Annotated in this window: 7 protein-coding genes; 4 read left to right on the top strand and 3 right to left on the bottom strand. The window is 51.9% G+C overall.

Going from position 1 to position 6,139, the window contains the following annotated elements; translation table 11 throughout:
* The 4 genes from L691_RS0109095 to L691_RS30625 form a co-directional block, all read left to right on the top strand.
* Positions 1–492 (top strand): hotdog domain-containing protein (locus tag L691_RS0109095; protein WP_025690124.1); only part of this gene is annotated, 492 nt, incomplete at its 5' end.
* Positions 493–884: 392 nt separating this feature from the next.
* A complete protein-coding gene (locus L691_RS0109100; protein ID WP_036736287.1) occupies positions 885–2,060 on the top strand; it encodes a polysaccharide pyruvyl transferase family protein in 1,176 nt (391 codons plus the stop codon).
* Entirely contained in the window at positions 2,050–3,591 is a 1,542-nt protein-coding gene (locus tag L691_RS0109105; RefSeq protein ID WP_025690127.1) for a lipopolysaccharide biosynthesis protein, read from the top strand. Before L691_RS0109100 ends, L691_RS0109105 begins: the two co-directional genes overlap by 11 nt.
* A 51-nt stretch (positions 3,592–3,642) precedes the next feature.
* Positions 3,643–4,929, top strand: a complete 1,287-nt coding sequence (locus L691_RS30625; protein ID WP_025690129.1) for a glycosyltransferase family 2 protein — start codon at positions 3,643–3,645, stop codon at positions 4,927–4,929.
* A 98-nt stretch (positions 4,930–5,027) separates the two neighbouring features.
* Here the strand turns inward: L691_RS30625 and L691_RS0109115 are convergent, their stop codons facing one another.
* The 3 genes from L691_RS0109115 to L691_RS0109125 all read right to left on the bottom strand — a co-directional run.
* Entirely contained in the window at positions 5,028–5,339 is a 312-nt protein-coding gene (locus L691_RS0109115) for a YtpI family protein (protein ID WP_025690131.1), read from the bottom strand.
* Positions 5,340–5,461: 122 nt separating this feature from the next.
* Positions 5,462–5,965 (bottom strand): hypothetical protein, encoded by a 504-nt coding sequence (locus L691_RS0109120; protein WP_025690133.1) that lies wholly within the window; start codon positions 5,963–5,965, stop codon positions 5,462–5,464.
* Between the two features lie 4 nt (positions 5,966–5,969).
* A partial coding sequence (locus tag L691_RS0109125) for a YtrH family sporulation protein (protein ID WP_025690134.1) occupies positions 5,970–6,139 on the bottom strand: 170 nt, incomplete at its 5' end.

The following is a 6,139-nucleotide window of genomic DNA, read 5'->3' on the forward strand; positions in this document are numbered from 1 at the left end:
ATGATGTGGGAGGGCATTGATTTCCTGCCCATTATTGACCGCAACCGCAAGCTGGTCGGCTCGCTTACCCGCAAGGAAGTGCTCCAGAGCCTGAGGGATGTGCGCAATCAGCCGCAGCTCGGGGAGACCTTCGACCATCTCATTTGGAACGGGTTTGCCGAGGAGCGCAGCGAGGAGGGCAAGCTGTTCTTTCACGGTTTTATTACCCCGCAGATGGCGACGGATTTAGGCACGATATCCGAAGGTGTTATTTCCACGCTGATGATGCATTCCGCATTCAAGGCGGCCAAGGATATAACCGGCAGCGATCATGTGCTCGACAATATGTCCACCTATTTTGTGCGGCCGGTCCAGATTGAGGACTCCGTTATCGTGACGCCAAGGCTGCTCGAAAGCAGCCGCCGGACCTGCAAGCTGGAAATCGAGATCACCCACCACGACACTCTTGTCGCCAAATCCGTTCTGATGCTGCAATCGATCGATCATGGATAGCCCTGGCGCGGAATTCCTCCGCCGGACCGGGACATTTAAGGACTTCGTCTTTACTTAAGACGGGTCCTTTTTTTGGGTTAAAGGCGGGCTTACAGGAAGTTTGCCATATTTTAAACTGCTTCAAAGCGTGCGACCCTTCCGCAACCCTCCAAAGGATTAGTAGCAAGGTGTCTCTTGGGAGGATACCCTTGCTCCGAAAGTTGTCATTTCCTGCATTATTATTGCCAACTGAAGAAAGTTTATCTTAGAATTGGAACAAAGTTAAAACGGTTTTCAGAAATTTTCCGATCAGCTTTCCCTTCTCCATGAGAATAACCTATTCGTTGCCGATTTCGGTTACCCGAAACGCAAGATATGGAACGGCCATATTTATTAACGGAAGGGATGAAGAAATGAAAAGAATCATGATTCACGCGTACACGAAGTTAAATTTGGGCGATGATCTCTTTATCAAGGTGCTTTGCGAGAGATATCCGGATACCCGCTTTATTCTCCCCGCCCGGAAGGAGTACAAGCAGTGCCTAGCCTCGCTGCCCAACCTTACCGTGTACCCGATTGAATCGGTTTGGGTTCGCGGTGTCCGAAAGCTTTTGAAGAAATTGGATGATGTCGATTTTCAAAAAATCCTTCTGAAGAGGCTTGCCGGACGCTGTGACGGAGTCGTCCAGGTCGGCGGTTCCATGTATATGCAGGGGGAAGGCTGGAAAAAAGATTACTCATGGAAGCTGGATGTTTTTGATACGAAAAAACCGTTTTACGTCCTTGGCGCCAATTTTGGCCCCTATAAGGATGACCTGTTCTACGAAAAGTACAGAGAGCTGTTCTCCACATATACCGATATCTGCTTCCGGGACCAATACTCTCACGAGCTGTATAAGGATCTGGGCAATGTGAGACTGGCGCCGGATATTATCTTTCAGCATCCGCAAGAGGCCCATCCGGAGAGCGGGAAGCCTATCGTCATTTCCGTCATTAAACCCTCGGCCCGCGACAGCCTTAAAGGTCTTGACTCCATGTACTACAACAAAATTAAAGATATCGCCGTTGCCTTTATTCAGGAAGGGCATGAGGTGAAGCTGATGTCTTTTTGCAAACATGAAGGGGACGAGGACGCGGCGAGGGCCATCCTTTCCTTAATTCCGCAGCCTTATGCGGATCACGCTTCCCTGTATTTTTACAAGACGAATCTGGAAGAAGCCGTTGGCATATTAGCCTCTTCCAGTATGATCGTCGCGACGCGTTTCCATGCCATGATTCTCGGTTGGGTCTTCGGCAAACCCGTATTTCCTATCGCCTACAGCGATAAGACCATCAATGTCATGAACGACGCCCATTTTACGGGAGCCTATGCCGATCTCAAAACAATGGAATCGATGGAGCCTGAATCGGTCGTCCGCAGCTTTGACACGAACCGGTTGAATGTTTCCGTTCTCGCCAGACAGGCGGAGAAGCATTTTGAAAAATTGGATAATTATCTAGGAAAAAGCACATTGGGGAAAAGCAAAAGTGCGGAAGAAGCGGCGGCTATTACCCCAGCCGTTTTTGCAAGGAGGGGCCATGAAAGCTAAACGGAGCATTCTTAACCTCGTCTTCGGCTTGGGCAGCCAGCTGATCACCATCGTGCTGAGCATCTTCATTCCCCGGCTGATTATGGTCAATTACGGGTCGGAGGCTAACGGTCTTGTGTCATCCGTCGTCCAGATCATTGCCTACCTGGCGCTGCTGGAAGCGGGAGTAGGCGCGGCTTCGCTTCAGGCGCTGTACAAGCCGATCGCGCAAAACAACCGGGAAAGCGTCAATTCGATCCTGTCCGCCACCGCCATGTATTACAAAAAAACGGGCTTTTATTATCTGCTCTCCGTCATCGCCATAGCGGCGATTTATCCGTTCGCGGTGAAGTCGGAGCTTGGCATGTGGCAGGTCATGGGCATTGTCCTGTTCAACGGCCTGGGCGGCGCCATCAATTATTACTACCAGGGCAAATTCAGGGTGTACCTGCAAGCCGAAGGCAAAAGCTATGTGGATACCTCCGTCGTCACCATCGGGAATATCATCAACAACCTGGTGCGGATCGTGCTGCTGCTGCAAAGCGTGGATATTGTGCTCGTGCAGGCCTCCTATTTTGCCGTGACGCTGCTTCAAATGGTTGCCTTCCATATCTACAAGAACCGGCATTATAAATGGCTGGATTTCAACAAAGAGCCGAATCTTGAGGCCATCAACCAGAAAAATTTCGTGCTCGTCCATGAGCTGTCCTATATGATCTTCCGGAACACCGACGTGCTGGTGCTGACCTTTTTCACCAATCTGAAAATCGTCAGCGTCTACGTGATGTACAACATGATCTTTACCATCATCGACAACATCGTCAATACGGTCAATACGAGCGTCCGATTTGCTTTGGGGCACAGCTATCACGAGGGCCGGGCGAAATTCATCAAGCTGTACGATGCATACGAGCTGTATTTCATGGCCTTTGTCTTTTCGCTGATGACCGTCGCTTATATTCTGATTCTGCCGTTTATCACCCTATACACATCGGGCGTCAACGACGTCGATTATGTGCTCTACTGGATTCCGGTCCTGTTCGTGGTGCAAAAGCTGCTGATCAACGCGCGTTCTTCCGCCAACAATGTCATCAATATCGCCGGACATTTCAAAAATACACTGACCCGTACGCTGCTCGAATCCGGCATCAATCTGGCCGCTTCGCTGATTCTGGTGCAGTTCCTGGGCATTTACGGCGTGCTGCTGGGTACGGTGGCCGCGCTGCTGTACCGCTCCACGGATATTATTTTGTACGCCAACCGGAGGCTGATGGAGCGAAGCCCCTGGATTACGTTCCGCAGATGGCTTACGAATATCGCTGTATTTGTAGGAATCATTTATCTGAACAATCTTGTGGGCTATTCCTTCGACTCCTATCTATCGATCTTTTTGGGGGCCTTCGTGCTTGGAATCATTATTTTACCGGTCTATATCGCCGTGGCGTCCATTCTGGAACGCGAGGTATTTATGGATAGTCTCAGTCTGTTCAAGGGTCTAGGCGTAAAAATGAGGGCCAAGTTCGTTCCCGGGAAAGTAAAGGTTAGCAGCTGACATTAGAAAAAAGAATATAGCGGCATTTCAAGTGTGACTGGAGGGGTGGAAATGGAACAAGAAGAACACATGAGGCAGGCCAGCCGTAGGTTAATGGACCGGGTGAGTCTGAAGCTCGAGGGAGGTCCGGTTGCGGAAGAGGACCTGCTTGAGAAATGCGCGGCCTATATTCAGCAGGAGCAGCCGGAAGCGAGGGAAGCCTTGACGTCGCTGTCGCAGGTTATCGCCCGCCAGGCTGCGGGCAAGGATGCCTTGGAGGTTCTTCGTTTCTACCTGGACAGCCAGTTTGGACTCGGCGATTCAAAAGAAGCCGGCCTGCTGGAGACCAAGCTCGCGGAATTAAGGGACCGCTCGAAGAGCGAAGCCCGGTCCGGCGCAGTTCCCAAAATCAGCGTAATCATTACAACATACAACCGTAAGGATTTTCTGCGCCAGGCGGTTGAAAGCATACTCGCTCAGGATTATCCGAACAAAGAGATTGTCGTGATTGACGACGCCTCGACGGACGGTACGGAAGCTCTGATGGAGGAGCGTTTCGGAGACGAGCCGCGTGTTATTTACATGCGCAATGAGACCAATCAGGGCCCGGGAGCGAACCGGCTTGCGGCATTCACCGCGCACGGGGACGGAGAATACGTTCTGTTCCTGGACGATGACGATTACTTGATCGACAGCGGATATTTCAGCAGGGCTGCGGCCTTTCACGAGAGCCGTCCCGGTCTTTCCTTCGTCGCCGCCAACGTCTTTCTGGAATATTCCGCCTCGCAGCGGCTGAAGCTCCAGGAACTCGGGCTATCCGAGGTGACCGACCGGCGGACTTATTTTCTGAACTTCGAGCGTCCCGGCTATGGGAAACCGGCTTCTACGCTCACCACCCTCTTTAGGCGGGAAGCTCTGATTAACATGGATATTCTGCAAATGAATATGGTGAACGACGCGTCCATCTATCTTCGCTCCCTGCTGGTCGGCGACGCGGGATTCATTGATGCGGTAGTGGGCGTGTACCGGATTCACGGCAATAACATTACGTTCAATCTGTCCCGGGATTTTCTTGTACGGAATCTCGAAGAAAAGCGCAGCATCCGCAACCTGGCTATCGAGCGGTACAGCTATCAGAAGAACGAGATGAACGGCTGGTTCAACAATACCGCTTATGATACGATCGTGTATTATCTATGGAATTCGGCCAAAACGAAGGATGACTTTATGTACATGTATCAATGGATACGCAGCAACTGCCCGGACATCTATGGCAAAATAAAGCAGGAGTTCCGCGTGCGGCTGATTAAAAAGCAGATTCTTCAGGTTCCCTTTATCCGGAAGCTGATTCGCCGGTAAGGAAGAAGTAGGGGAAAATAAACAGCCTTCCCGTCCCGAAAGGGAGGAAGGCTGTTTGAGCGTCTTCAAAGCTAGTTCGCCGCTTCAGCATAACCGCCTCACCGCTGCGGCCGGGACTTGCCCAGACTGCTGTAATAGCCGTAGCTGCGCAATCCGGAAAATATATTGAAGGCGCCGAGCACAAGAAACACCGCTTCCACAATGACGCTGACGGTGGAGCCCCGGAATAGAAACATCGACATGAGCGCAAGCAGTACGAGCATCGATCCAAGCAAAATATTCATGACCGCCCGCTTCAGTCCCCGTTCTTCGGAGCTTGCGGCGCGGCGGGATGCGGCGCTAAAATAAGCCGCGCCGAGAACGGAGAGGGTCAGTAGGAGAAACAGCAGATATTTGATAAACAGAATCATGGACGCCTCCTTGCACTCTTCGTCTGCCGCCGGTATGCAGCTGCCTGAAAGACGGCGGTGAAGCGGTTTCTTAAGTTTATTGTAGCACGGTTTTAGGGGCCTGCCCATGCCTCTCCCAAAGATCAGAGATGCTTGCCCGGCATGATCTCCACCCAAATCTGCAGGACGCCTTCCATGACAAGCATCGTCCGGATGCGGACCGCATACTCCTTGTCGCGCACGAGGTACACCTTGCCGCTAAGCAGTAGACGGGCCATTTTGCTGTCCCCGTCGATCTCGAAGACGCTGCGGCCCCGCATCGGCGCGAGATCGTCGCCCATTTTGCGGACAATGTCTTTAACGGTTGCGGGGTCCAGCCCATTCGCATATTTCTGCGATCCGCCGTCCTCGGTACGGATTTTGATCTCCTTGATGACCGTCGAACTGTTTTTGTATTTTTTGAGAGTCAGAATATCATTCTCATACTCTTCCAGCTGTACGCGCAGAGCCTGATTGTCCAGCCACAGAGTACTGAAGCCGAGGTGGAAAATCGCATTGTACACTACACTGCCGACGATCATCCCCAGTACAAAAATGGCTGATATCCGGGAGAACCGGCGAAACTGTTGAAAGGGCGGAACCCTCATGGCCTTACCCCCTGCCGCATACCCATTTGACAAGCTCGCTGCCCAAATGCGCCCCGAGGAAAGCGAAGACCAGATATAGGATCTGCTTGATGGCCGGAGACAGATTGCCGCCCAGCATATTGCTCTCGATGACCCGCATCGGATCGATGGTGCCGCCGACGGCGGCGGCCAGCG

This window comes from Paenibacillus zanthoxyli JH29, assembly GCF_000520715.1.
GTDB lineage: Bacteria > Bacillota > Bacilli > Paenibacillales > Paenibacillaceae > Paenibacillus_AQ > Paenibacillus_AQ zanthoxyli.